Genomic DNA, 24,847 nt, shown 5'->3' with positions numbered 1-24,847 from the left:
CTATTCCAAGTCGTCGTCTGCGGGTTTTTCATTCGTCCGCTCGACTCTCGAGCGGGCATGCGAATGAAAAACCCGCAGACGACGTGGACGCGCGGTTCACTGCGCAAGGGCGGTCCCCCTGCGAAGCAACAGTTCCCGCGCGGAGCAGCAGTTCCCCCGCGGAGCAGCAGTTCCCCCGCGGAGCAGCCGTTCCCCGGCGGAGCAGCAGTCCCCGCGGCAGGCGACCATTTCGGAGGATTCTTCCAGGCAGCGCCAGTCCCGTTTGGGATACTTGATCGCATGAGCGAGACCGACACGCCACCACGCGCAGCCATCGTCCCGGGCCGGGGGGCCATCCCGGACGCCGATATGGCCCGCGCGGCGCGCCATATCGGCGACATCGGCCGCTTCTTCTCTCAGCGAGTCGTTGGCCAGGAGCGCCTGCGCACCTCGCTGATCTCCACCCTGCTCGCGGGTGGGCACATCCTGCTCGAATCGGTCCCCGGCCTGGCGAAGACGACGGCGGCCGAGACCCTCGCCGCGTCGATCGGCGGCAGCTTCCACCGCATCCAGTGCACGCCGGACCTGATGCCGAACGACATCGTCGGCACGCAGATCTACAACTACGGCACCGGCTCGTTCACGACCCAGCTCGGCCCGGTTCACGCGAACCTCGTGCTGCTGGATGAGATCAACCGTTCGAGCGCCAAGACGCAGTCCGCGATGCTCGAGGCGATGCAGGAGCGCCAGACGTCGATCGGCGGCGAGGTGTTTCGACTTCCCCACCCGTTCATGGTGCTCGCCACCCAGAACCCGATCGAGGAGGAGGGCACGTACGTCCTCCCCGAGGCGCAGATGGACCGCTTCCTGATGAAGGAGGTCCTGACCTACCCGTCCCCGCAGCACGAGATCGAGGTCCTGGACCGCATCGCCAGCGGCCAGCAGAACGCGCCGCTGCCCGCCGCTCCCGTCAGCCTCGACGACATCGTATTCCTGCAGGAACTGGCTAACGGCGTTTACGTCGACACCGCGATCAAGCGCTACATCGTCGACATCATCAACACCTCACGCTTCTCGGGACCGCGCCCCGTGCCGGGCCTGCAGGACCAGTTGCGCGTGGGCGCGAGCCCACGCGGCGCGATCGCCCTGATGAAGGTGGGGCAGGCGCTGGCGCTGCAGGCGGGACGCGCCTTCGTCATCCCCGACGACATCAAGGCCGTGCGGCACGCCGTCCTGCGCCACCGCCTCGTGCGCACCTTCGACGCCCTCGCGAACGGCATCCAGCCCGAACAGATCATCGACGTCATCTTCGACTACGTTCCTGCTCCCTGATGAACCATCAACGACTGGCCGAGGTGCGAGCCAGGCTGGAGCTGCCGCTCCTGCGGCGCGCCGCCGGCCTGCTCGAGGGGCACCATCGGTCCATCTACAAGGGCCACGGGCAGGATTTCGACGACCTGTCGCTCTACAACCCTGGCGACGACATCGGCGACATCGACTGGAAATCGTCCGCTCGGGCGGGCATCCCGATCATCCGCCGCTTCGTGCGTCAGTCGAACCTGACGACGATCCTGGCGGTCGACACCGGGCGGCGCATGGGCGCGCTCGCGGCGAGCGGCACTGAGGCCAAATCGGCGGTCGCGACGTTCCTGGCCTCGATCATCTCCTATATCTCGCGTGACCGCGGCGACCGCGTGGCGCTCGTCGCGGGGGACGCGGAGCGCCTCGTCCAGCGCCCGCCGCGGGCGAGCACCCAGGATCTAGAGGCGATGCTGCATCAGCTCGAGTCCCTGTACGGCGCGACTGCGCCCGCCGCAGATCTGGTGCGCGTCCTCGATCGGGTCGAGGACGCTTTCCAGCGGCGCAGCCTGCTCATCGTGATGACGGACGAATCCGGACTGAGCGACGACACCCTGCCCGTCCTGCGCCGCCTGCGCATGCGCCACGAGGTGCTGGTCCTGTGCGTCGCCGATGCGAACCCGTTCGACCCGGCGGTCGGTGGCGAGGGCAACGATGTGCGGGACGTCGACGGCGGCCTCGATCTGCCCGCCTTCTTCCGCACCGATCCCTCGCTGCGCGATGAGACCGAAGCCCTCGTGAGCCACACCCGGGCCCAGACTTTGCAGTTCGCGACGCAGGCTGATGCCCGCCTCATGGTCACCTCGGGCATCGATGACGCCCTCGCCGATCTGATCCGGCTGCTGTCCAGGAGTCGCCATGGCTGACGAGATCCTCGGGCCTTTTCCCTACTCGTGGTGGGTGATAGCCGCCGGACTGACGCTGATCGTCGTCGTGATCGGTGGGTGGGTGTGGCTCTTCCGCGCCACCCGCGCGCCCCGTCGCGACCGGGGCACCACGGAGGCCTCGTCCTCTCCCGCGCCCACCGGCACTGATCCCTGGGCGCGCGCCCGGAAGGACGCGCTCGCGAGCATTGCGCGGATTCAGGACGAGCACTTGGCCGGCGGCCTTTCTCAGCGCGAGGTTCACCAGGAACTCGCCGCCGTGCTGCGCGCCTTCACGCATGCCCGCACGGGCGTGCGCGCGGAGTCGATGACCCTGTCGGACCTGCGGGCACACTCGGCGGCCACGCCGGCCGCCGAACTTATCGCTCAGCTCTACGCCCCCGAGTTCGCCACGCGCGCCCCGCTGAGCGCGGACGAGGGCATCGAGCGCTCACGCGAGGTCGTGGCGAAGTGGTAGAGAGCGTATCCACCACCCTGCTGTGGCCGTGGACCCTCGGGATCATCGCGGCCCTCGCCGTTGCGATCGTCATCGTGGTCGGGGCGCGCTCGTCGCGTCGCCGCGCGCGGGCCGAGCGGGGGAGCGGTGAGGTGCGCTGGGTCGCGAACTCGGCTCGGATCGCGCGCCTGCGCGCCCTAGGCTCGGCGATCAGGCGCTACCGCGTGTGGCAGTGGGCAGGAGTTGGCACGGTTGTCATCGCCCTGGTGGGGGTGTCCGTCGTGGCGGCCCGGCCAGCCACCGTCGAGGTGAAGCAATCGACGCTGGGAACGCGGGACATCGTGCTGTGCCTGGACATCTCGGGATCGATGCTCGAGTTCGACCGGCAGGTCGTGGACGTGTTCGGCACGCTCGTGGATTCGTTCTCGGGCGAGCGCATCGCGCTGTCGATCTTCAACGAGACCTCCCGCACGGTGTTCCCGCTGACCAACGACTATGACCTGGTCAAGGAGCAGCTCGACATCGCCTACGACGCGCTCGACCCGGCGGTCGTCGAGTACGCATCCAATGCGGCCATCGACCGGTACCTCGACTTCGTGACGGGCACGACGCTCACGGGCACGCAGTCCTCGCTCATCGGCGACGGACTGGCCAACTGCGCGCTGCTCTTCGACGATTCGGGTGGCACGGAACGTTCCCGCTCGATCATCTTCGCAACTGACAACGACCTGCGCGGCGAGCCGGTCTACCCGCTCGACGATGCGCTGGCCCTCGCGAGAGAACGCCGCATCGAGGTATCCGGCCTGTACGGCGCGTCAAGTAGCGTCTACGACCCGAATGTGGAGCGGAACTTCGAGCAGTCGATCACCGAAGCCGGCGGCTACTTCTACCGTGTCAATGACGCCGCCGCGGTGCGCGGCATCGTGGATCGCGTTCAGGAGCAGCAGGCGGTGGATCTCGAGGCGGCCCCGGAGGTCACCCAGACCGAGAGCCCGGGTCGCTGGCTCTTGCTCGCCCTCCTCGCCCTGGCGGCGGCGCTCGTGGTGCAGGGGAGGTTGCGCGAATGAGCTTCCAACCGTTCCTGCCCGTTTACTGGATCGTCGCGATCGCAGTGACGCTGCTCGCCGCCTGCGCGGGTGCCTGGCTGCTCGCGAAGAGGTCGGGTGCGGCGTCCGCGGCGGGCTCTGCGAACACGCTGCGCTGGCTTCGCCGCGCCGCGGTCGTGCTCGTCCTGACCTTCGTGGCCGCCGGCCCAGCGATCGAGCACGACGAGGTGACGACCTACGCCTCGGGCGTCGAGATCTATCTGGTCGTCGACCGGACCGGGTCGATGGCGGCGGAGGACTACGGCGACGGCGACACCCGCCTGAGCGGCGTACGCACAGATCTGCGCGCCCTCGCGGCGGAGAACACCGGCGCCAGGTTCTCGATCATCACCTTCGATTCGATCGCATCGCAGCAGTTGCCGCTGTCCAGCGACGTGCGTGCTGTGAACGCCTGGGCCGACACGCTCACGCAAGAGCTCTCCAGTTTGTCGACGGGCTCGCTGGTCGACAGGCCGCTGGACTCGCTCACCCGCGCGCTGCAGGACTCCGCCGAACAGGCACCCGATCACGAGCGGTACGTCTACTTCTTCTCGGACGGCGAGAACACGGCCAATGGCGTGCCGGGATCCTATGCGTCACTGAGTTCGCTGATCTCGGGCGGGGCGGTGCTCGGCTACGGCACAAAGGAGGGCGGTCGCATGAAGGTCAACGATCCGACCGGCACCACCTCGGGCTACATCAAGGATCCGACCCAGGACGGCGAACCGGATGCCATTTCGGTTTTGGACGAGGCCTCCTTGCAGTCGGTCGCACAGCAACTGGGCGTGCCGTACGTGTTGCGGTCGCCGGGCGTCCCGATAGGGAACGTGGTACCGGCGGTGAACTCGTCCGCAACCGCGCAGGCGACCACGCGGACGGTGCGCGTCTACCAGCCCCTGCTGTGGCCGTTTGCCCTCGTTGGCGCGGCGCTGCTGCTGTGGGAACTGGGCGCACTGGTGGCCCGCGCGACGAGGCCGGTGGGGGTGAACCGTGACTGAGGAGCGAGACGAAGCGAAAAATGCCATGCCGCCTGCGCAGCTGACGGGCAGTGGCTCGGCGGGTGACGGCGCGTTCGATGACGCTCGACCGAGCGCGGACCGGCGGCTCCAAACACCCGAGGATGTCGAGCGGCGCCGCAAGCGCGTGCGCTGGATGACGTTCTTCGCGACGCTCCCGGTCGCGGTCGCGCTGCTCGCAATCGGAGCCATCCTGACCGCAGTCGCCGGTCTGGGCTACGCAGCGACGCGCAACTATGACCGAGCCGACCACGCGACCGCCATCACCCAGTGGGGGTACACCGCGAAGCAGAACGTTATCCAGCGGTGGAAGGCGCCTTTCGGCATGGGCACGTCCTGGCTGGCTCGCGAGAACTACGACCAGGCGCAGGTGTACCTCGGGCGCGCCTACGCTGCGACCCCGCCGCTCGCGGACAAGCTGAAGGGCAAGCCCGAGGCAGCCGGTCAGCCCCGCTGCGTCGTGGCGCACAACTACGCGCTGTCCTTCGAGGGGACGGCTGATGCACTTCGCGACGAGGCCCGGCTGGTGGCCGAATCCGCCGACGAGGCCGACGACCCGGCCGCGACGCTCGACGATGCAATCAACCTGTACGAGCGGGCGATCGAGGACTACACCTCGGCGATGGATATCCGCACGATAGACGGTTGCCCCGACGACCCGACCGCGAACGACCGCGAGGAGACAAAGCGCCAGGAGGCGCAGGATGAACTCGACGCACTGCGCGATCCGCCGGAAAACGACCAGGCGCCGAATGACGATTCCGACCCGTCCCAGCCACCGCCGGACTCGGAGAACCCGGACGACGCGGACGATCAGGGCGATTCGAACACGGATCAGGACAACCCGGATGACAACCCTCAGTCCAACGATGACGAGGCCGGACCCGATGCCGAGCCGGACGCCGATAAGCAGGACGACTCCGCCTCGCCCGAGGATGAGAAGCGACAGCAGCAGCTGGAGGACCTGGCGGAGCGCCAGCGCCTGGCGCGCGAACGCGCTCAGTTGGAGCAGGGAGATGCGGGGATGCCGCCCACTCGGGGCTGGTAGAGGAAGCCGCCTACGGTGGCGTGAAATCGCGTCCGCTACACGCTCGAAGGACCCGAGCCGGGCTCGACCGGGGGCATGCTTTGGCCGCGGCTAGCCCCAGACCAGCGCGCGGGCAGGTTCCTCGAGCACCTTCGCGACGTCGGCCAGGACACGCGACCCGAGCTCTCCGTCCACGAGCCGGTGATCGAAGCTGAGCGCGAGCTGCGTCACGTGCCGCACCTTGATCTTCCCCTTGTGCACCCACGGCTGCTGCCGGATCGCGCCGAACGCCAGGATCGCCGCCTCGCCGGGGTTGAGGATGGGGGTTCCGGTGTCGATGCCGAACACTCCGACGTTGGTGATGGTGATCGTGCCATCGCTCATGTCGGCGGGCCGGGTCTTGCTCGCGCGGGCGTTCGCCGTCAGCTCGCCGAGCGAGCGGGCGAGCGAGAACAGGCCGAGCCGGTGAGCGTCCTTGATGTTGGGGACGATCAGGCCGCGCGGCGTGGCCGCGGCGATGCCGAGGTTGACGTAGTGCTTGTAGACGATCTGCTGACGGTCCTCATCCCACGAGGCGTTGATCTCGGGGTGGCGATCGATCGCGAGGAGGAGCGCCTTCATGGCGATCAGCAGCGGAGTGACGCGAACCCCGGAGAATTCGCGATCCTCGCGCAGCATCGAGACCAGTTTCATCGTGCGCGTCACGTCGACGGTGTGGAAGACCGTCACGTGGGGGGCGGAGAACGCGCTCGACACCATGGCCTCGGCCGTGCGCTTGCGTACGGAGCGGACGGGTACTCGCGTCTGTCGACCGTCCGGGGACACGTCGCCGTCGGCCAGCCACGGCTGATCGTCGCCTTCGTAGGTGGCGAGTTCGCGCGCCTGCACCTGGACCTGGTGGGCCAGCACGTCCTCGCGGGTGACGATGCCACCCGGCCCGGAGGGCGTCACGGTCGCCAGGTCAATGCCGAGGTCGCGGGCCAACCGGCGCACGGGTGGCTTGGCCAGCACGCGCAGCGTCGACGAGTCGCCCTGACCGGAGGGGGGCCGGTGGCGGCGCGACTCCTGCTCGCCCGCTGTGCCGTAGCCGACGAGCACCGCACCGCCTCCCGTGGCGGGCGCGGCTGGGGCTGCGGGTGCGGCTGGATCTGCTGCGGGAGCGTCGGATGCCGCGGCTCGACCGGGCGAGGCGCTATCGTTGTCGGCGCTTGAGCCGGCCTCGGCGGGCGCCGCGGATGAAGCGGACTCGACCGGTGTGCCGGGCTCGTGCGACGAACCGCGCTCGTCCGGCGAGCCGTGCTCGCCCTCGGGGTCGATGTCGATCACGATGATCGGGTCGCCAACGGCGGCGGTCTGACCGACGGGCACGACGATCTCAGCGACGACGCCGCTCCATGGAGACGGCAACTCGACCAGGGATTTCGCGGTCTCGATCTCGACGATGATCTGGTTCACCTCGACGGCGTCCCCCGGCGCGACGCGCCACTCGACGATGTCCGCCTCGGTGAGTCCCTCGCCCGCATCGGGCAGTTCAAAGCGTTGGTAGGTCGGCATCGGATGCTCCTCGGGCTACTAGAAGGACAAGGACCGGTCAACGGCGTCGAGGACGCGGTCGAGTCCAGGCAGGTATTCGTGCTCGATCTTGGCGGGCGGGTAGGGCGCATGGAACCCGCCGACTCGCAGGACGGGCGCCTCCAACTCATAAAAGCACTCCTCCGTGATCCGCGCAGCCAGTTCGGCGCCGGCACCGAAGAAGACGGGGGCCTCGTGCACGACGATCGCCCGCCCGGTCTTGCTCACGGACGAGTTCACCGTCGCCATGTCGAGCGGTGAGATTGCCCGCAGGTCCACGATCTCGATACTCGTACCCTCCGTCTCGGCGGCGGCGGCCGCCTTGAGCGCGGTCGCGACCGAGGGGCCGTACGCGATGAGCGTCACGTCATCGCCCTCGCGGGCGATCCGGGCCTTGTTCAGGGTGTCGAAGTGCTGCGGCGCAGCGGGATCGGCGGCCGAACCGTACGGGCCGGCCGCGAGGTCGACCTCTCCCTTGGTCCAGTACTGCCCCTTGGGCTCGAGGAAGATGACGGGATCGTCCGAGCGGATGGCCTCTTGGAGCATCACGTATGCGTCGGCGGGATTCGATGGGCTGACAACGCGCAGCCCGGCCGTGTGGGCGAACAGCGCCTCGGGGGACTCACTGTGATGCTCAACCGCACCGATGCCGCCGCCGAACGGGATGCGGATGACGACCGGAACTCGCAGCCGCCCGCGCGAGCGGGAGTGGAGCTTGGCGAGTTGCGTCGTGATCTGATCGAATGCTGGGAACACGAAGCCGTCGAACTGGATTTCCACCACCGGGCGGTAGCCGCGCAGCGCGAGTCCGATCGCGGTTCCCACGATGCCCGATTCCGCCAGCGGCGTGTCGACGACCCGGTCGGTGCCGAACTCCGCCTGGAGCCCGTCGGTGACGCGGAAGACGCCGCCGAGCGGGCCGATGTCCTCGCCCATCAGCACGACCTTGTCGTCGCCCGCGAGCGCGGCCCGCATCGCCTGGTTGAGAGCCTTGGCCAGCACGATCTGGCTCGATTGCGGCTGAGTCATCGCGATCCGCCCTTCTTGAAGCCTGCCTCGTACTGGCGCATCCATTCGCGTTCGCCCTCGTTGATCGCATGCGGGGTGGCGTAAACGTTGTCGAACATGGTCATCGGATCGGGCCTCCCCAGGCTGCGCACGTAGGTGCGGAGCTCGTCGGCGAACTCGTCCCCCTCCTCCTGCACGCGCGCGGCGAACGAGCCGCTCCAGGCGCCCTCCGCCTTCAGCAGGGCGACGATACGGTCGATGGGGTCGCGTTCGGCCCAGTACTTCTCCTCGACCTCGGAGCGGTAGCGAGTCGGATCGTCCGAGGTGGTGTGGGCGCCGCGGCGGAAGGTGACGGCCTCGATGAGCGTCGGACCGCCGCCCGCGCGCGCCGTGTCGAGGGCCGTCTTGGTGACCGCGTACACCGCGAGCGCGTCGTTGCCGTCCACGCGCACGCCGGGAACGCCGAAGCCCTCACCACGCTTGGACAGCGGGCCGCGGTACTGCAGGTCGCCGGGAACCGAGATGGCCCATTGGTTGTTCTGGCAGAAGAACACGACCGGCGCCTGGTTCACCGCCGCGAAATTGAATGCCTCGCTCACATCTCCCTGCGAGGTTGCGCCATCACCGAAGTAGACGGTGACGGCCTCGTCCTTGGTCGGATCCCCGGTGCCCACGAGCCCGTCGCGGCTCATCCCCATCGCGTATCCGGTGGCATGCAGGGCGTGCGAGCCGATCACGAGGGTGTTCAGGTGGACGCGATGCTTCTCGGTGTCCCACCCGCCGTGGTCGATGCCCCGGAAGAGGTGGAGTTCCTGGCGCAACGGGACGCCGCGCACCAGCAGGACGCCGTGCTCGCGATAGGCGGGGAACACCCAGTCCTGCGGTCGCATGGCTCGGGCTGACCCGATCTGCGCGGCCTCCTGGCCCTTGGACTGGGTGAAGAGGGCGAGCTCGCCCTGGCGCTGAAGCGAGGTGGCCTCCTCGTCGAAGCGCCGGGTGAGCGACATGTCACGGTAGAACGCGCGCAGCGCGTCCCCATCGAGCGCGCTCGCGAGGGCTTCGTAAGGGGCAGAGAGGTCATCGACCCGGCGGTTGCCGTCCTTGTCCACGAGTTGGACGAGTGGCTCCGCGGTCAGTGCGCTGGGTTGCCAGGGGGCTGCTGGCATGGGTTTTCCTCCAGTATCCGGGCGACAGATCCGTAACTTACGCTAGCGTAACCTACGCAAGCGTAGGTTTCCAGGTTTGAGGTGGAAGCGGACCGGGTTCGCCGGTATTGCAGCGAAAATCTTGTCGCTACGCGGGGGGGGTGAACGAAATTCTTCGGCGTGATCCGCCCCCCGAACCGGGATCCTCTCAGGCTTCCCGTCCGCAATCTTCAGATTCGTCTGCCAAAGTGATAAACCATTCGCAAGTCATCTCCCCAGGCATCCGCTCCTGGCCGCACCTCAAGGTCACCTTTGCCGCACACTTCCCCCAGCGCGACCACGATGACCGCCGCACCCGCGCCGGTTCGGAACGATCTCGCCGCCGTATTCGTGCACGGCACGCGCACCTCGGGCCGCATCTGGGACGAACAGGCCGCGGCGCTGAGCGGGCTCGGCATCACGGCGACGGCCATCGATCTTCCGGGCCACGGCAGCCGCATGAACGAGGACTTCGATCTCGCTTCCGCGCACGAGGCGATCCGTGAGGCCATCGCCGCCTCGCCTGCGGGAAGCAAGATCCTGCTCGTCGGACTGTCGCTCGGGGGCTATCTCTCCCTCGACTACGCGGCGGCGCATCCAGACAGGATCGCGGGCGTGGTGGCGGCGGGGTGCTCGTCCGAAACGAGCGGAAAGCCGTTGCGCCTCTACCGCGACCTCGCCCAGGGAGCCGACAATGCGCGCCGGGCGCTGTCGCGCATCGGGACTCGCGTGCGAGGGGGCGCCGTCGATCCGTGCGGCGATGGATCACAGCCACGGCGCGCGCCTGCGGCACGGGCAGTGCCGGATGCTCGCGGGGTGGCGGGCACGCCCATTGCGTCGGAGCGGCGACCCGACTGGCGGGTCGTCACCCAGATGCTCACCGCGCTGGCGGGGACGTCCGCGAGGAACAATCTGCGGGCCATTCCCGCCCCGGTGTGGCTGGTCAGCGGGGAGCGCTGCCCGCTGAGGTTCGAGGCCCGTCGCTTCCTGCGCGTGCGCGGCGACCTGACCCACACCGTGGTCCGAGGTGCTGGCCACGACGTCAACACCGAAGCGCCGGCGGCATTCAACGCTCTGCTGGCGGGCGTCGTAGTCGGCGGGAAACTGAGGACCTGAGATGCCCGCAGGTCGCAGTGGCACCATGGAGCGGTGAGCGAGGAATCCAGTCACGACGATGCGCGTGCGCTCCGCCGGATCATCGAGCGGTCCCGGAGCATCGTCTTCTTCGGTGGCGCAGGCGTATCGACGGAGTCGGGTATCCCCGACTTCCGTTCCGCGGCCGGGCTCTACAAGGCTCAGAGCGAATATGGGCACCGGCCGGAGACCATACTCTCGGCGGAGTTCTTCGCGACCGAGCCGGAGACGTTCTTCGACTATTACTTCGGGAACCTCGTCCACCCCGATGCCCAGCCGGGGCCCGCGCACCGGGCCCTGGCCGCCCTTGAGAACCGCGGCCAGCTCGCCTCCGTGGTGACGCAGAACATCGACGGCCTACACGGGCTGGCCGGGTCGCGGAACGTACTCGAGTTGCATGGCTCAGGGCAACGGAACCATTGCCTACAGTGCGGGCGGCGGTTTGGACTCGAGGCGGTGATGGCCCTGGCCGGAGTCTCTCCCGGTCGGCTCGCCGGTGCCAATGTACCGCGGTGCGAATGCGGCGGGATCGTGCGGCCCGACGTCGTACTGTACGGCGAACCGCTGCCGGGTGGCGTCACGGAGGGCGCGATCCGGGAGATCGCCGCGGCGGACACCCTCGTCATCGGCGGGACATCACTCGCGGTCTATCCCGCGGCCGGACTCATCCGCTACTTTCAGGGGGACTCACTAGTGCTGATCAACCTGACGCCGACCACTGCGGACGCTTCGGCGGACCTCGTGATCCATCAGCCGATCGGCGAGACGCTGGCGCCATTCATGCATTAACGGTCGCTTGGCGTTCCAGCGTGACACACTAATCCCCATGATCAATATCCGATGGCTCTCTGGCGGCTACGTGGGCGCACTCACCCTGTTCCTGGTCTGCCTCGGCGCGGTGTTTTCGGCCGACGTCGCGGACGATGGCGGCCTGGATTGGGCGGCGTATCTGTGGGCCATAGCCGTGGTAGCGGTACTGACGCTTGCGCGCATGGCCTTTTACGGTCTGACGGTGCGAAAGGCCCGGCCGGTGCGATTGATTGCGGGGATCGGCGCCGAGGTGTGGATCACCTACCTCACGTTCGGCGTCTTGAAGCCAGATGCCAGTTTCGGCTGGGGCTCCTACACGGATCCCGCGACGGAGATCATCTTCAATGCGATGCCGATCTTCGGCCTGGCGGTCGCACTGATACTCGCCGATGCCTGGCTGGCCGCCCGCGCGCGGAAGGCGCCGGCGACGGCCTCTGCCCCTGTGTCGGGAACTTCGGACTCCGCCGCACAGTCGATCTCCACTGTGGTTTCGGAGGCGGTGGCCGCTGACGCGGTGCCGTCAGAGGCGGTGGCCACGGAGGTGGTGGCCACGGAGGTGGTGGCCACGGAGGTGGTGCCGTCAGAGGCGGTGGCCACTGGCGCGGTGGCCACGGACGCGGTGCCGTTGACGATGACCGGATCCGCGCCGGCCGGGTCCGCGCCCGCCGACGCCGCACGTAGCGGCGGTGCGGGCAAGAGAACGGCCTCCGGCGACGGTGGATTCGTCAATCCCGCGCAGGCCGGGTCCGCGCCGGACACCGCGGGACGGGTGATCATCCGAACTGGTTTGATCGTCACCGCCGTCCACTTCGGTTACATGGTCGTGGCGTACGTAACAGCGATGGTCACGTCTTGGGGAGAAAACTTCGAGGCGTACGGCTCCGTGGCGAGCAGCAGCTGGGAAGTGGTTCAGTTTGCCCTCCTGATCGCAGGATTCGCTGCCGGAAGGTTCGGTTTCTACTGGCTGGCGGGCCGCGGGGTCACCCACCGCGCGGCGCTGTGGAGCATCCTCCTGGTCGAGATTGGCGCGCCCGTATTCGCCGCCGTCTATCTCCTGGTGCCTTCGGACGTCAACGCCCTGGACGCGGCAACGGCCATGTTCATCCCGGTTTACTTGGCGATGAGCACGCCTATCGGCATCTTCGCTTATCTCACCGGCGCCCTGACGGTCGCGATCCTAGGCGTGGTCCGGCTCGTCGAACGGTCCCGGCGTGGAGGCGGCGCGGAGGGCCGGCTCGAGATCGCGCGAACTGATTCTCCCCAGCCAGATGCTGACGCGATCCCCAAGGACATTCCTGGAAGCGCGCCGTGACGACGCCGAACGGCAGCGGCTGTCGCGCTGACGAGAGCCTTCCTCCACGACCGGATTCTCTTCCCTCATCGTTTCGCTGGACCGCGGCAGGCTATACGGCCGCAGTCACCCTGCTCCTCCTTGTTCTCACGGCGATGACCGCGCCAGGCGGTGCAGATTCCGCCACCGGCTACTTCGCGACATTGCTCACGGCCATCATGGTCAACGCCGCCCTGATGATTGGCCGGTTGTTCTACTACTTCGTGGCCGTGCCCGGCGCGGGTAACTTCGGCTACGTCACCGCTCTCGTGGCGGAGGTGTGGATCATGCTGCGGACCTTCGCTGTTATATCGCCCGAAGCCACATTCTCCTGGTCCTCGCCTCTGGGAATGTCGGGCGATCATGCCCACGCTGTCATGCCGGTCTTCGGGCTGGCAGTCGCCCTCATCGCGACCACATCGTGGTGGCGTTCGAGACGGCAGGGTGTTTCCGTCGCGACGGGGCCAACCGCGACGCCAGCCAGGCCTCCCGGTTCCCGAGGGCTCGCCTACGCAGGGGTCGCGTTGACGGTTCTGGCGGCCGTGTACTGGCTCTTCCCGAGTGCGCGGGAAGCGCAAGAGGCGGGCGGCCCCTACGGAATCGACGTGCCTGACGAGTTGATCCCGAGGGACGCCTGGACCTGGACGGTGGCCGTAACGGGTCCGGCCCTTCACGTCGCGGGCATGGTCGCAGGCAGATTCGGCTTCTACTGGCTGGCTGGTCGCAGACTGCGAGCCGCGGTATCGATCCCCCTCGTCCTGATCGCCGAGTTCCTCGCGCCAGTGGGGATCTTCCTGGCCAGTGGTTGGTCTCTCAGCTTCGAAAGCCTCAGAACGATCCTGTCGAATTCGGGCAGCTTCACCTGGCTGTCTAACGAGAGCGCCATCGAGCTGGGCTACGTGACCGGCGCGCTGGGCGTGGCACTACTGGCGGTCGCGCTGTGTGCCGACCGGCTATTCGATCGCCGTTCGCGGCGGAGCGGCGACTCATCGCTGCGCGACGATGTGCCGGTAGCACCGCCGGCGCTTCCGCATGACGCACCTCACTGACGAACGCGGTCTTCCCGGCAGGTGTCAGCGCCCCGCCAGCCATTGACGTGTGAAGGAGAGTAGCGCGTCGTTGTTCTCGCTGTCGCCGATGCTCACGCGCACTCCGTCGCCCGCGAAGGGGCGGACCAGGATGCCCGCTTCTCCTGCGGCTTTGGCAAAGGCGAGCGACTCCTCTCCCAGATCGAACCAGACGAAGTTCGCCTGCGTCTCCGGGAGTTGCCAGCCCTGCTTCGCCAGTGCGGCGACGACCCGGTCCCGCTCGGCGACGAGACCGTCGACGCGCGTCATCAGTTCATCGCGGGCGCCAAGCGATAGCACTCCGGCCCGCCCAGCCAACGACGAGACGCCGAACGGCGTGACGGTCGCCCGCACTCCCGCCATCACCTCTGGATGCCCGATCGCGTAGCCGACGCGCAGGCCGGCGAGGCCGTACGCCTTGGAGAAAGTGCGCAGGATGACGACGTTGGGGAACTCGTCCACGAGCGCCAGAGCCCGCACCGGATCGTCGCCGCGAACGAACTCAAGGTAGGCCTCGTCCACGAGCACCAGCACCTCGGGCGGCACCTGGCCGATGAGGCGAACCAGGTCGGAGTGCGTCACGGCCGTGCCGGTCGGGTTGTTGGGCGTGCAGACGATTAGGACACGGGTGCGATCGGTGACCGCCGCGACGAGCCCGTCCAGGTCCGTGTAACCATCGATCAGCGGGACGCGGACGCTGCGCCCGCCGACGATGTCCACGACGATCGGGTAGGCCTCGAAACTGCGCCACGGATAGATGACCTCGTCGCCCGGCCCGACGACGGCCTGCAGGATGTGCCCGAGCACCCCCACCGAGCCGGTGCCGACCGCCAAGTTCGCGGAAGTGATCCCGTGGTCGGCCTGAGCGTTGAGGAAATCCGCGAGCGCACCCAGCAAATCCGCATTGCCCATGTCCGGATAGCGGTTGATGCCGACGAGTTCCTCAGCGAGCTCCGCGGCCACTGAGGGCAACGGCGGGTACGGGTTCTCGTTGGATGCGAGGCGGTGAACCTTCACGCCAGGCTCCGGACGGGCGCCGGGCACGTATTCGGGCAGGGCCTTGATCTCGGGGCGGAGGGGGACGCGCGAGTGAGCTGCTTCAGCCATGGGTCAATTCTCGCACTCGGCAACACAGGGCTGCGCAGGTGGGGACGGCGGAAGGGCCGGTGCCGGACCGGGCTGGCGGCGCGCATAGAAGGACCCGCGGGCTTTGTGTGCGCAGTGGACAGTTGCGCGCCCGCGGGTCCCGGTGGTTCAGGTGGTTGGCGGTTAGCCCTGAGCCACCTCATAGCCCATCGACGAAATCATCGTCTGGATCACCTCCCTTCGTATGTGATTTCAACGGTACGCCTGACCATACGGAGGTGTCATTTCTTTATTTCGGACGAGTTCTCCGACGTCACATCCTCATCAGCGCCGCCAAGGCGCGCGTGGCACGATAGACGTATGGACTTCATTGTTCGGGTAATCATCAACGCTGTCGCCATCTGGCTCACCACCTTGGTGCTGGGCAACCGATTCGTGGTGGAAGGCGGTGAATCGGCGCCCGGCACGATCGGCGTCTATCTTGGCGTCGCACTGATCTTCGCCATTATCAACGCCCTACTGAAACCCGCGCTGCAGTTGATCTCGTTCCCGTTCTACGTGCTGACGCTCGGCCTGTTCGGGCTTGTGATCAACGCGGTCGTCCTGTTGCTCGTCGAGTGGTTCACGTCCGGTTTCGACTGGGGACTGCGCCTCGACGGGTTTTGGTGGGCAGTGCTCGCCGGAGTATTCGTCGCGATCCTGAACGGCATCCTGAATGGACTGTTCGGAGTGCGTAAGGCACCAGGTCAGGGAATCGCGCGGTAGTTGCTGCCCAAGATGGCCCGCCCGAGCCGTCGATTTCCGTGATATCGACGGCGTCGGGCATCTCGTGGGCTGTCATCGCGTCTCAGCGGAGTGACCCCGATACTTTCGCACGAGCGAGTCTCGGGTGGCGGTAGCGACACGCTGCGCGGAATGTGGCCAGCTACTGGGGGCATCTGAACTGGCCACGCGCGGCCGTGGCCGGCGCAAAGGCCAGGTAGCCGATAGGATTCCTGGGTGGATTCCGACGTGCCGGCCACGAGCCCAGGCATTCTGCGTCCGCGCCTTCAGGAGATTCTCCTCATGGCAGAACTCGATCTCCACACCACAGCCGATCCCGTAAACAGCGCGCAATCTCGCGTTCAACGCGTTCGCGGCGAATGGATCCACTGTGACGATCACAGGTGAGTATTCCGCGACCGTGGAATGCGGATCGAAGTCGTCGAGCATTGCATTCGGCGCGTTCGCGGGCAAGAGCAAGCCGCACGTGCGTTACGACATCTCCATTTTTCTCGGGGAGCAGGGCGGATCGGTGCTCCGCATGATTTCGACGACGTCCGGCATGGCGGCAGGCCTTATCGGCATGAATCGTGAGCGGAAGCTATTCGCGCAGTGGCGATCCATGCTGAACGCCGCGCTTCCCCACTGAGGGCTGGCACCGGTTCGTGCCTGATTTCACACCCGGGCTGACACCTGCGGGCACGATGGGCGTGCCACACCTCGCTCGCGTAAGAGGCTAGCGAAAACCAAGACTCATCGGGCCGTGCTTGCTTGGTAGGCGATGGCCGCCGCGCCGTGCAGTCCTGGTTCATCGAGCGCAGCCCGCACGATTCTGGTGCCGCCGGGCACTCCCATCTCGTCTGCCATGGGCCAATCGTGCCGCGGGCCGCCTCCGAACCATTCGTAGACGGGATCGCAGAATTGATCGAAACGGTCAGCGACTCCACCGCCGATCACGATCAGGTCAGGGCCGAAGGCGCGTGCGACGAACTGCAGGCCTCGCAGGACCGCCCGCCCGTAGCCGAGCCAGTCGATCTCGCCGGCGGGACTCGTCCAGAGCGAATGCAATGCCTCCCCGCTCGCCACCGATTCGAAGCAACCCCGGATTCCGCAATAGCAATCGGGTACGGACTGAATGCCGGCCGGGGGCAGGCCGATGGGGACGTGGCCACCTTCAGGGTGGCACCCACGCGTGCCCCGCATCGGACCGGTGGACGACGAGTGCACCGCCACTCCGATACCCGTTCCGAGCGTGACCATCGCCGCGACGTCAGCGCCTCTTGCGGCTCCCGCGCCCACCTCTCCGATCAACGCACCCATCGCATCATTCTCGATCGGCGTAGGTACGCCGAACCGATCACCGAGTTCGCCGAGCCACGGCACACCGGACCAATCCGGCAGCGTGAAGTCGTTGAGAATCACCCCGCTAGCCGCATCGATGGGTCCCGATGCCACGACCCCGATGGCCGCTATGCCCGTCGGGGCCCAAGAGCTGCCTGCGACCAGTTTGCGGATCAGCTGCTCGACGATGTCAGCGAGCGCTTTCGCATCACGCGACGTCCCCGGCCTGAGTCGCGAGGGAATCGTCTCACTTCGCACGAGCGACTTGCCCTCGAACAGGCCGGCACGCAGATTGGTGCCACCCAGATCGATTCCGATCACGTGAGTCGCCATAGCAGGTCTCCTTAGAGGTCCGTGGTCACCTTCTGGTTGTGGCGAAATTCGCCGGGGACGAGCCCTCGAATCTCGGCGAGCGGGATCGTCGCGAGTTCGATGGGCACGATCGCACCGAACTCCTCGTAGCCCGCTGGAGTCGCTGGTAACTCGATTTGGGGCACGCCGTCATACGCAGATCCCGAGGTAACGACGCGCGCGCCGTGACCGACCAGCTCTCGCACCATTTTCTCGTCCTGCTCCGCGGTTGCCGATCCACCGGTGAAGAGCCAGATGAGCAGACTCGGGTCGGCGAGGTCCAGCGGACCGTGGCGGAACTGTCCGGCGGACAAGGCCTCGTACTGGACCTTGGCGGCTTCCTTGATGATGAGGGCGCCCTGCAGTGCGGTGCCGATCGCGGCATCGCGGCCCACGACGATGCGAGATTTCGCTTCGCCATCGGCGGCGATGAGCGGAGCGATGGACGCGTGCCATGGACCATCCAGGTATGCCTCGATGCCGTCGGCGACCTGGACGAGTTCCTCTCGGGTGCTTGCGGGATCCTGCCCTGCGATGGCGTCGGCGATCAGCCGGCCGGCCGCGAGCGTGTTGAGGTACGTCTTTGTGCTGACCGTTTCCTCGGGACCGGCGACGATCTGGACACTCGCGCGCGCAGTGCCGAGCAGTTCGCGTGCCTCGGGATTGTTGGTCACGGCAAGGATGTCGATGTCACTGCGTCCCGCGTGGCGCTTCGCCCACGTTACGACCTCACCGCTTCCGCCGGACTGCGATACCGCGATCACCAGTGTCTGCTGACCAGCCGGCAGGTCGCCCCAGGACAGGAGTTCGTCGCTGGCGACCCACTGAGTGTCGATGCCCTGCGAGGCAAGCGCACGCCACAGGTAGTAGTTGGCGAAGTGCGATCCTCCCATGCCGGTGAGAATGATGCGGTCATATGCTGCTCGGGCGCCTGGGAGCGCGATCCGCTCCGTTCCTTGCACAAAGCGTCGCAACGCTGCGGGCTGTTCCTTGATGTCATCGAGGTAGCTCATGGCCCGACTATAGCCAGAACACGGCCGCTCCTGGTTATTTTGCCCATGTCGTGCCCCCTCACGCGCATCGCAACTGCAGATCGCCACCCACGCAGGTGTGCCCGTCCCGTGCAACAATCGCCCGGTGCTGACGCGGATTGAAGAAGCGCGAGGCCACACCAAGGGCGAGCACGCGACCCGACTCGTCCTGTTTCACTACCTGAGTGCCGCAATCGCAGGCGGACTGCTCGATCACCGATCGCGATACCGGTTCCCCGTCCATAGAACCCGCACGCCCGGCGGCACACCTGATGAATCACCCGCGATTGTAACGATCACCGCAGCTGGAGAGGCGAACTGATTGGACGATGCATACGCCGTGAGGATTGCGGCGAATATATCGGCACCGAGTTGGTCCAGGGAGCGCCGGTCATCGAGAGCCTCGTACTCCCTCACCACTGGAATCCGCGTAGGCAATCCAAGCCTGCCGAATACGTGGCAGTGTCACCCGAGGGGTCGGCTCGTCGAAGAGCAGGAGCTTCGGCTCGAGGGCCAACGCCCGCACGATCCCGACTCGCTGCTGTTGCCCACCGGAGAGTTGATGCGGGTAGACATCGCGCGTAGCGCGTAGCGCGTAGCGGTGATAGTCGGAGACGGGCTGCGCGAAGTCGAGTGACACGGCGCCCGGCACCTCGATCGTTCCGGCGTTCGGGGTTTCCAGGCCGTTGAGAGAACGCAGCACCGTCGTCTTTCCCGAACCGCTGGGACCGATGAGGCCAGGTTGTATTCGTCGGTGGATTTGTCATCGCCCGTCAGCTTTGGGACGAGGATCGCTGTCGCGATAGCGATCACCGCGACTGCGGCGATTCCGATCTAGAGGCCTTTGCGTGATTTCTCCGGTCGCACCGATCCAGGTACATTCGTCACCGCGCCTGTGGATGCGGCGTTGTCCTGTGTATTGTTCTCGGCCATGGTGAGCCCTCTTCCGTCAACGAGTAGTCACTGATGGATGGCTGGTTCCAGGTTCCTGCCGGAATGTTCCGCGTGCCATTGCAGGAACAGCCCGGGGTGGTGACTACATCGATGACGCAGTGTCGGCGAGTGGACTCCGCTGTCCACCACGGCGCCAAGGAGGACACCGCACCGAAGGGAGAAGACATCGCTCATGTCGTCACGTAACCAGCCGATGGTTAAACGTTCAAGTATCAGAACCGTTCGTCTCACAGTGCAGACGGACGGGGAGCCCTATCGCGACTTCGGCAAAGACTCAGGGCACCCCGCCGATCACGCCAACGTGATGTCGACCCCCAGGAATTCACTGTAGCGGGCGACGGCCACCGCGAGCCCGGCGCGGACGGCGCGCCCTTTCAGCACCTTGGCAGCCTTCGCATCGAACGGAGTGGCCTCGACCCTGGTCGCCGCCGCTCCCGTCTTCCCGGCCCGCCCCCAGGTGCCGACAGACACCCCACCGACTGCGACCGTGGGCTTGAACACGCCATTGCGTCCCGGCACGAGCGCCGCGAAATGGGGCGGATCGAGGTGGGCGCTCCGCTCGGTATAGCCGAGCAGATGCTCATCGAATGCGGGCAGGAGGTGGACGGTGGACTCGTCGGCGATCGACGCGAACTCAGCCGTATCGGCGAGCCCGGCTGGCATCAGGTACGCCTGGCCATCCGGGCCGGTGGCGCGCTCCATGGCGTCGCCCGCGGCGGCGATGCCTTGCCGGATGTCGCGCAACGGCAGTCCCGTCCACCAGGCCAGGTCCTTCTCGCCGACCGGCCCGCGCGCCCGCACGAATCCGAGCGCGAGCTCGCGGAGGGCCTCGTCCCGATCCAGGCGACGCGGCTCCGGAACCCACTCGTCCATCAGGACGAGCCCCTGATCGTTCCGGCCGCCGAGGAACGGCCCCAACCCGATAGTGCCGGTCTGCGCCAGATACCACACGACGTGGTACCGCTGCGGGCCGAGCACCTCGATGCCGCGCTGCGCGAGGGCGGCGAAGAATTCGTCCCTGGTCAGCGGATTTCGGACGAGCACTTCGGTCGCGATTTCGCGCGCCGATTCAATGGTGGCAAGTTCCAGCCCGATGGTCTCGCGACGGCGCTGCGCCTGCGAGCCGATGAGCCTGTCAGTGGTGAGGGATTGGATCCAGCCAACGTCCTCGCCGGCCATCGCGTGCACCGTGCCGCGCATCGGCCAGTTGCGGACCAGCCCGCCGGGACGGAAAGCGGAGCGGACCTCGTCCACCGTCGCGTTCGCGCGCTGCCCGATGGCCCAGAGAACGCCGATCTGGTCCTGTCCCTGCATCGCCAGCATGTGCCGGCTGACCGCGAGCGCCCGCTGCGTCCCGTCCTCGCCATGAATGGGCTCTCCGACCAGCCCCAGCGCGCGTAGCCGTAGGGCGCGAACCTGCGCCGTCGTCAGTTCCACTGTCTTCGATTCCACGGACCCACCCTACGGGCGACATACGACAGCGGGCCGAACGGTTACGCCTTCGGCGCGTTCTGCTCGGCCCACGTGGCGATCAAGGCGGGCCACTGCGCACGATCGAGTGCGCGTGCCCGCTTCGTGAGTTCGTCGAGCCAGAGTTTGAAGGACTCGTCCTCTCCCACCAGCACATAGCCGCGGTCGGGATTCTTCCCCACCGAGAACTCAAGGCCGCGCTTCATCAGCTGAGCGGCCGCCAGCACCATGACTCCGTCCTCGACGCTTTCGAGGTTGAGATCTGCATCCATACCCCTACGCTATCGCGACGGCCAGTACCGACCCGATCGATAAACTGGCACGATGACCGCACCCACCCAAGACCGACCCCTTACCGGCGGTGCCATCCTGCGCCCCGCCCGCCCCGGGGACGAGGAGGGGATACTCGTCCTCATCCAGGAACTCGCCGACTACGAACGCGAGCCCGATGCGGTGAAGAACACCCCCGCGATGCTGCGCGAGACCCTGTTCGAGGACGACCCGAAGGTGTTCGCACATGTCATCGAACTGGACGGCGAGATCGTCGGGACCGCCATCTGGTTCATCAACTACTCGACTTGGACGGGACGCGCGGGTATCTACCTCGAGGACTTCTACGTGCGGCCCGCCCATCGCGGGCGCGGCTACGGTAAGGCACTACTGCGCCAGCTGGCGAGCATCTGCGTCGAGCGCGGGTACACGCGCCTGAACTGGGCCGTCCTCAACTGGAACCAGCCCTCGATCGACATCTACAACGCGATCGGCGGCCACGGGCAGACGGACTGGACCACGTACGTGCTGGACGGTGAGCGCTTGGCGGTTCTGGCGCGGGGCTAGGCAGCGGACTCGGGGACGGGTGCGACTCACGCGCACCCGTCCCCGCCACCTCCCGTTCACCCGGGCCGCCTACGCTGGCCGCGTGACCGACCGCCGTTTTCCCGACTACGTCTACCGCGCGGGCGAGGACCCCGACCCGAGGTTCACGCTCGCGAACGAGCGCACCTTCCTCGCCTGGGCGCGCACCGCGCTCGCGCTGATCGCCGGCGGTGTGGCGCTGGAAACGATAGAGCTGCCGATGCCGCCCGGTCTGCAGTTCGCGGCCGCGCTCGTCTTGCTCATACTCGGCGTCGTTGCCGCCGCACTGGCCTTCGCGGGATGGATGCGGCGCGAGCGTGCGATGCGCCTAGGCGAGCCCCTGCCCGGCACTTTTGCGCTGGTGATGCTCGCCGGTGGAATCGTCGTCGCGGGAACGCTGATTGCCATCGGGGTGATGCTGGCGTGACACCCGGCCGCCTAGCCGCCAGCAGCCCTCTGCCGTGTCGTCGTTGCGGCACCAGCGCTGTCAACCTTCAGCCCAGAGACGTATCGTCAGTAGGGGACCGCGCGACGAGGCGTCGCGCACCGCATCGAGGAAGAGGAATCGACGATGAAGCGAATTACCCTGACCGGAACCGATATCACCGCGCCGAACGTGGTGCTCGGCGTGATGCGGATTCACGAGAAGACGGACGACGAAATCCGCGACCTGGTTCGCTCCGCGCGCGACAACGGCATCGACTTCTTCGACCACGCCGATGTCTACGGTCCGACGATTCACGGTTGCGAGGAACGCTTCGCCAAGGCGCTGCAACTCACCCCCGCCGAGCGCGCCGAGATCACACTCCAGACCAAGGCGGGCATCGTCCCGGACGGCCCCTATTTCGACTACTCCTATGAGCACCTGGTTCGCCAGGTCGAGGGCTCACTCACCGCCCTGAACACCGACTACATCGACATTCTGCTGCTCCACCGTCCGGACGCGCTGGTGGAGCCCGAGGAGGTCGCCCGCGCCTTCGCCGACCTCAAGGCGGCGGGCAAGGTGCGGGCATTCGGCGTCTCCAACCACACTCCGCGGCAGATCGACCTTCTTCGCAAGTTCGTGGACGAGCCCATCGTCGCCAATCAGGTCCAGTTGTCGATCACGCACTCGACGATCATCGCCCAGGGCGTGTCGATGAACATGGAGGCCGAGAGCCAGTCGATCACCCTCGATGGCGGCGGCATTGTGGACTACTGCCGCTTGCACGACATCACGCTGCAGGCGTGGTCGCCCTATCAGGCGGGCTTCTTCACCGGCCCGTTCATCGGTTCGCCGGACTACCCCGAGCTGAACGCGGAACTCCAGCGGCTCGCCGCTGAGTACGGAGTCACCCCGACCTCGATCGCGACTGCCTGGATCACCCGTCATCCCGCGAACATGCAGGTGGTACTGGGCACCACGCGCGCCGACCGCGTCGCCGAGGCCGCCGCCGGTTCCGAGATCCCGCTGACGCGCGCGCAGTGGTACGGCCTGTTCCGCGCCGCCGGGCACATCGTGCCGTAGACGAATCGACGTCGCAGGCAATGGACCCTTTAGTAGTAGTACTTGGTCCCGCCGAGCAGCAGCCCTTCGTAGCGCGGCGACGGCTTTTCGCGCGCGTCGGTGAAGACCGCGATGGTCCGTATGACCTTCTTGCCGTTGGCGTACTTCAGTTCGATGCGCCCGCCGCCGAGTATCCGGTACTTGCCCTTCGTGTCATTGCTGCCGACATACCAGCCGTCCGTGGGCACGCTCCAATTCGTCGTCGACTGGCTGGCCTCGCTGAACTTTCCGTTCTTGCCGAGGGTGAGGTACCAGGTATAGGTGTGGCAGATCTTGCCGAAGCCGTAGCCACAGCCGCTGGCCCCCTGGTGCCTCAGGGAGACGTGCAGGCGCGATCCCTTCTTCGGGGCCTGCGCCGGCCAGTAGTACTTGTTCGCCTTGTCGACCTTCAGGTTCAAGCCCTTAGAGTCGACAGTTCCCTTGGACTTGCCGACCTTGACCTTGCCTGTCTTGGCGTTGTACGTGTAGCGCTGGCACTCCTTCTTCTTCGTCTTGCACTTCTTCGGCAGCCCCTTGGCAGGCACGCCGACGTATGCCCATTTCTTGTTGACGAAGTACACGCCGCGCGGCTGCCAGGCCTGGTCCAGGCTCGAGTCGGCGCCCCAGAAGTAGCGGCCGGCCAGCGACTTGAGCGTGGTCGTCTTCTTGTAGCGCAGCACCTGAACCGAGGACGAATCCCCCACTCCGCCGGGCACGTTCGCCTTGATCTTGAGTTTGCGCGTCTTGTTTCCGGTCAGCCGCACCTTGATCGTCTTGGTCACGACTTTCCAGGGGCCGATCGACGAGAACTTGACCGTCTTGGCCGAGAGTTTCAACTTTGATCCGCTCAGTTTCACCGTCACGTTCTTGGCGGTCGCGCGCGAGGCGTTCTGCACCTTGACCTTCACCTTGGCCCATTTGCCGTTCTTGGCCGCGACTGTCGCGTCCGTCTGAATTGCCAGCTCGGGAATCTCGACGCTCTGTTCATCGAGCCGTTCCCACGATCCCGTCTGATACGACGTGCCTTCCTTCACCGTCACGAAATAGACGCAGGTCCATTTCGTGCTGCCGAGTTTTGCATTTCCCGACGCCCGCACCGTCGTCGTGGTCCCGCTCACGGTTATGGACGAGGTCACCGCCGTGCTCGGTAGGAACGCGGCGTGATGGCCGGACTGTCCCGGCCGGCCGGCCATGGCGAAACTCGCCCGGCATACCGTTCCGTCGAAGGTGCCGAAGTAGACCTGGGTGTCCGTGATGTCGCCCGAGGGCACCACCGTTTCGTATTTGATGGTCGAGGTCACGGTCGATGCCGTGACGTCCTGGCGCACCTGCACCGACTCAACTTTCGGCGATCCGACGGGCGGGTCGCCGTAGGAGAACGAGATCTCCGCAGTGCGCGCAACGACCACTTCCCTGGCCTGCGCGGTCCCGGCCATCGTCATGGAACTCAGCAGCATCACGCTGACGGCCAGACTCGCCGCTTTCATTCTTCTACCGAACGTCATGGTGCCCCTCCCGGCGTCGACACATCCGCTTGTTTCCCATGACGCTATGCGAGGGTCAAGGAGCTCGCATCCGGGA

General features: G+C 66.7%; 24 protein-coding genes and 1 pseudogene. 15 read left to right on the top strand and 10 right to left on the bottom strand.

Features of this window, described 5'->3' with window-relative positions:
- The first annotated feature begins 279 nt into the window (after positions 1-279).
- Genes FB461_RS08475 through FB461_RS08450 form a run of 6 tightly spaced genes read left to right on the top strand, consistent with a single transcriptional unit; the run spans position 280 to position 5,807 of the window.
- A complete protein-coding gene (locus FB461_RS08475; RefSeq protein WP_170222675.1) occupies positions 280-1,311 on the top strand; it encodes an AAA family ATPase in 1,032 nt (343 codons plus the stop codon).
- Positions 1,311-2,204: a DUF58 domain-containing protein gene (locus FB461_RS08470; RefSeq protein WP_246046156.1), complete on the top strand. Its 894-nt coding sequence runs from the start codon at positions 1,311-1,313 to the stop codon at positions 2,202-2,204. Before FB461_RS08475 ends, FB461_RS08470 begins: the two co-directional genes overlap by 1 nt.
- On the top strand, positions 2,197-2,679 hold the full coding sequence (locus FB461_RS08465) for a DUF4381 family protein (protein WP_142121072.1): 483 nt from the start codon (positions 2,197-2,199) through the stop codon (positions 2,677-2,679). The genes FB461_RS08470 and FB461_RS08465 overlap by 8 nt, the downstream gene beginning before the upstream one ends.
- Positions 2,673-3,725, top strand: a complete 1,053-nt coding sequence (locus tag FB461_RS08460) for a vWA domain-containing protein (RefSeq protein WP_142121069.1) — start codon at positions 2,673-2,675, stop codon at positions 3,723-3,725. The genes FB461_RS08465 and FB461_RS08460 overlap by 7 nt, the downstream gene beginning before the upstream one ends.
- On the top strand, positions 3,722-4,741 hold the full coding sequence (locus FB461_RS08455; protein ID WP_142121067.1) for a vWA domain-containing protein: 1,020 nt from the start codon (positions 3,722-3,724) through the stop codon (positions 4,739-4,741). The genes FB461_RS08460 and FB461_RS08455 overlap by 4 nt, the downstream gene beginning before the upstream one ends.
- A 25-nt stretch (positions 4,742-4,766) precedes the next feature.
- Positions 4,767-5,807 (top strand): hypothetical protein, encoded by a 1,041-nt coding sequence (locus tag FB461_RS08450; protein WP_142121065.1) that lies wholly within the window; start codon positions 4,767-4,769, stop codon positions 5,805-5,807.
- A gap of 90 nt (positions 5,808-5,897) precedes the next feature.
- Here the strand turns inward: FB461_RS08450 and FB461_RS08445 are convergent, their stop codons facing one another.
- The 3 genes from FB461_RS08445 to pdhA are packed head-to-tail and all read right to left on the bottom strand — an operon-like array spanning position 5,898 to position 9,532.
- On the bottom strand, positions 5,898-7,340 hold the full coding sequence (locus FB461_RS08445) for a dihydrolipoamide acetyltransferase family protein (RefSeq protein WP_142121062.1): 1,443 nt from the start codon (positions 7,338-7,340) through the stop codon (positions 5,898-5,900).
- Positions 7,341-7,358: 18 nt separating this feature from the next.
- Positions 7,359-8,387, bottom strand: a complete 1,029-nt coding sequence (locus FB461_RS08440) for an alpha-ketoacid dehydrogenase subunit beta (protein ID WP_142121060.1) — start codon at positions 8,385-8,387, stop codon at positions 7,359-7,361.
- Positions 8,384-9,532, bottom strand: a complete 1,149-nt coding sequence (gene pdhA, locus FB461_RS08435; protein ID WP_142121057.1) for a pyruvate dehydrogenase (acetyl-transferring) E1 component subunit alpha — start codon at positions 9,530-9,532, stop codon at positions 8,384-8,386. The genes FB461_RS08440 and pdhA overlap by 4 nt, the downstream gene beginning before the upstream one ends.
- 321 nt (positions 9,533-9,853) lie before the next feature.
- Between pdhA and FB461_RS08430 the strand changes: the two genes are divergently transcribed.
- From FB461_RS08430 to FB461_RS08415, 4 genes are all read left to right on the top strand, one after another.
- On the top strand, positions 9,854-10,666 hold the full coding sequence (locus FB461_RS08430) for an alpha/beta fold hydrolase (RefSeq protein WP_142121055.1): 813 nt from the start codon (positions 9,854-9,856) through the stop codon (positions 10,664-10,666).
- 33 nt (positions 10,667-10,699) lie between these two features.
- Positions 10,700-11,473 carry an NAD-dependent protein deacylase gene (locus FB461_RS08425; RefSeq protein WP_142121053.1) on the top strand — a complete coding sequence of 258 codons (774 nt, stop codon included), beginning with the start codon at positions 10,700-10,702 and terminating at the stop codon, positions 11,471-11,473.
- A 37-nt stretch (positions 11,474-11,510) separates the two neighbouring features.
- The gene (locus FB461_RS08420) at positions 11,511-12,806 is read left to right on the top strand and encodes a hypothetical protein (RefSeq protein ID WP_142121050.1); all 1,296 of its coding nucleotides are present in this window, start codon (positions 11,511-11,513) and stop codon (positions 12,804-12,806) included.
- A gap of 134 nt (positions 12,807-12,940) precedes the next feature.
- A complete protein-coding gene (locus tag FB461_RS08415) occupies positions 12,941-13,873 on the top strand; it encodes a hypothetical protein (RefSeq protein WP_142121048.1) in 933 nt (310 codons plus the stop codon).
- Positions 13,874-13,897: 24 nt separating this feature from the next.
- Here FB461_RS08415 and hisC read toward each other — a convergent pair whose 3' ends face one another.
- Complete coding sequence (gene hisC / locus FB461_RS08410) at positions 13,898-14,998, bottom strand: histidinol-phosphate transaminase (protein WP_142121046.1); 1,101 nt, start codon at positions 14,996-14,998, stop codon at positions 13,898-13,900.
- A 339-nt stretch (positions 14,999-15,337) separates the two neighbouring features.
- Between hisC and FB461_RS08405 the strand changes: the two genes are divergently transcribed.
- Positions 15,338-15,742, top strand: coding sequence for a phage holin family protein (locus FB461_RS08405; RefSeq protein WP_142121044.1), 405 nt, complete (start codon positions 15,338-15,340; stop codon positions 15,740-15,742).
- A 388-nt stretch (positions 15,743-16,130) separates the two neighbouring features.
- Positions 16,131-16,388, top strand: coding sequence for a hypothetical protein (locus tag FB461_RS08400; RefSeq protein ID WP_142121042.1), 258 nt, complete (start codon positions 16,131-16,133; stop codon positions 16,386-16,388).
- Positions 16,389-16,492: 104 nt separating this feature from the next.
- Here FB461_RS08400 and FB461_RS08395 read toward each other — a convergent pair whose 3' ends face one another.
- The 5 genes and pseudogenes from FB461_RS08395 to FB461_RS08375 all read right to left on the bottom strand — a co-directional run bounded on the left by FB461_RS08395 (position 16,493) and on the right by FB461_RS08375 (position 21,158).
- Positions 16,493-17,413, bottom strand: coding sequence for an ROK family protein (locus FB461_RS08395; RefSeq protein ID WP_142121040.1), 921 nt, complete (start codon positions 17,411-17,413; stop codon positions 16,493-16,495).
- A gap of 11 nt (positions 17,414-17,424) precedes the next feature.
- Entirely contained in the window at positions 17,425-18,444 is a 1,020-nt protein-coding gene (locus FB461_RS08390; protein ID WP_142121038.1) for an SIS domain-containing protein, read from the bottom strand.
- Between the two features lie 489 nt (positions 18,445-18,933).
- Positions 18,934-19,222 (bottom strand): annotated as a pseudogene (locus FB461_RS12430) (ATP-binding cassette domain-containing protein); the annotation flags it as partial.
- Positions 19,223-19,707: 485 nt separating this feature from the next.
- Positions 19,708-20,868 carry a winged helix DNA-binding domain-containing protein gene (locus FB461_RS08380; RefSeq protein WP_142121033.1) on the bottom strand — a complete coding sequence of 387 codons (1,161 nt, stop codon included), beginning with the start codon at positions 20,866-20,868 and terminating at the stop codon, positions 19,708-19,710.
- A gap of 41 nt (positions 20,869-20,909) precedes the next feature.
- Complete coding sequence (locus FB461_RS08375; protein WP_142121031.1) at positions 20,910-21,158, bottom strand: hypothetical protein; 249 nt, start codon at positions 21,156-21,158, stop codon at positions 20,910-20,912.
- 52 nt (positions 21,159-21,210) lie between these two features.
- Here FB461_RS08375 and FB461_RS08370 point away from each other — a divergent pair, with 52 nt between their 5' ends.
- From FB461_RS08370 to FB461_RS08360, 3 genes are all read left to right on the top strand, one after another.
- Positions 21,211-21,723: a GNAT family N-acetyltransferase gene (locus tag FB461_RS08370; protein WP_211349876.1), complete on the top strand. Its 513-nt coding sequence runs from the start codon at positions 21,211-21,213 to the stop codon at positions 21,721-21,723.
- A gap of 82 nt (positions 21,724-21,805) precedes the next feature.
- Positions 21,806-22,168: a YidH family protein gene (locus FB461_RS08365; RefSeq protein ID WP_142121029.1), complete on the top strand. Its 363-nt coding sequence runs from the start codon at positions 21,806-21,808 to the stop codon at positions 22,166-22,168.
- Between the two features lie 144 nt (positions 22,169-22,312).
- Positions 22,313-23,248 carry an aldo/keto reductase gene (locus FB461_RS08360; protein ID WP_142121027.1) on the top strand — a complete coding sequence of 312 codons (936 nt, stop codon included), beginning with the start codon at positions 22,313-22,315 and terminating at the stop codon, positions 23,246-23,248.
- 29 nt (positions 23,249-23,277) lie between these two features.
- On the opposite strand, the gene FB461_RS08355 is transcribed toward FB461_RS08360, so the two are convergent.
- A complete protein-coding gene (locus tag FB461_RS08355; protein ID WP_142121025.1) occupies positions 23,278-24,753 on the bottom strand; it encodes a hypothetical protein in 1,476 nt (491 codons plus the stop codon).
- Between the last annotated feature and the right edge of the window lie 94 nt (positions 24,754-24,847).

The organism is Rarobacter faecitabidus, assembly GCF_006716265.1.
Taxonomy (GTDB): Bacteria; Actinomycetota; Actinomycetes; order Actinomycetales; family Cellulomonadaceae; genus Rarobacter; species Rarobacter faecitabidus.
Note: the sequence above shows the minus strand (reverse complement) of the source record. Positions and strands in the feature narration are given on the sequence as shown.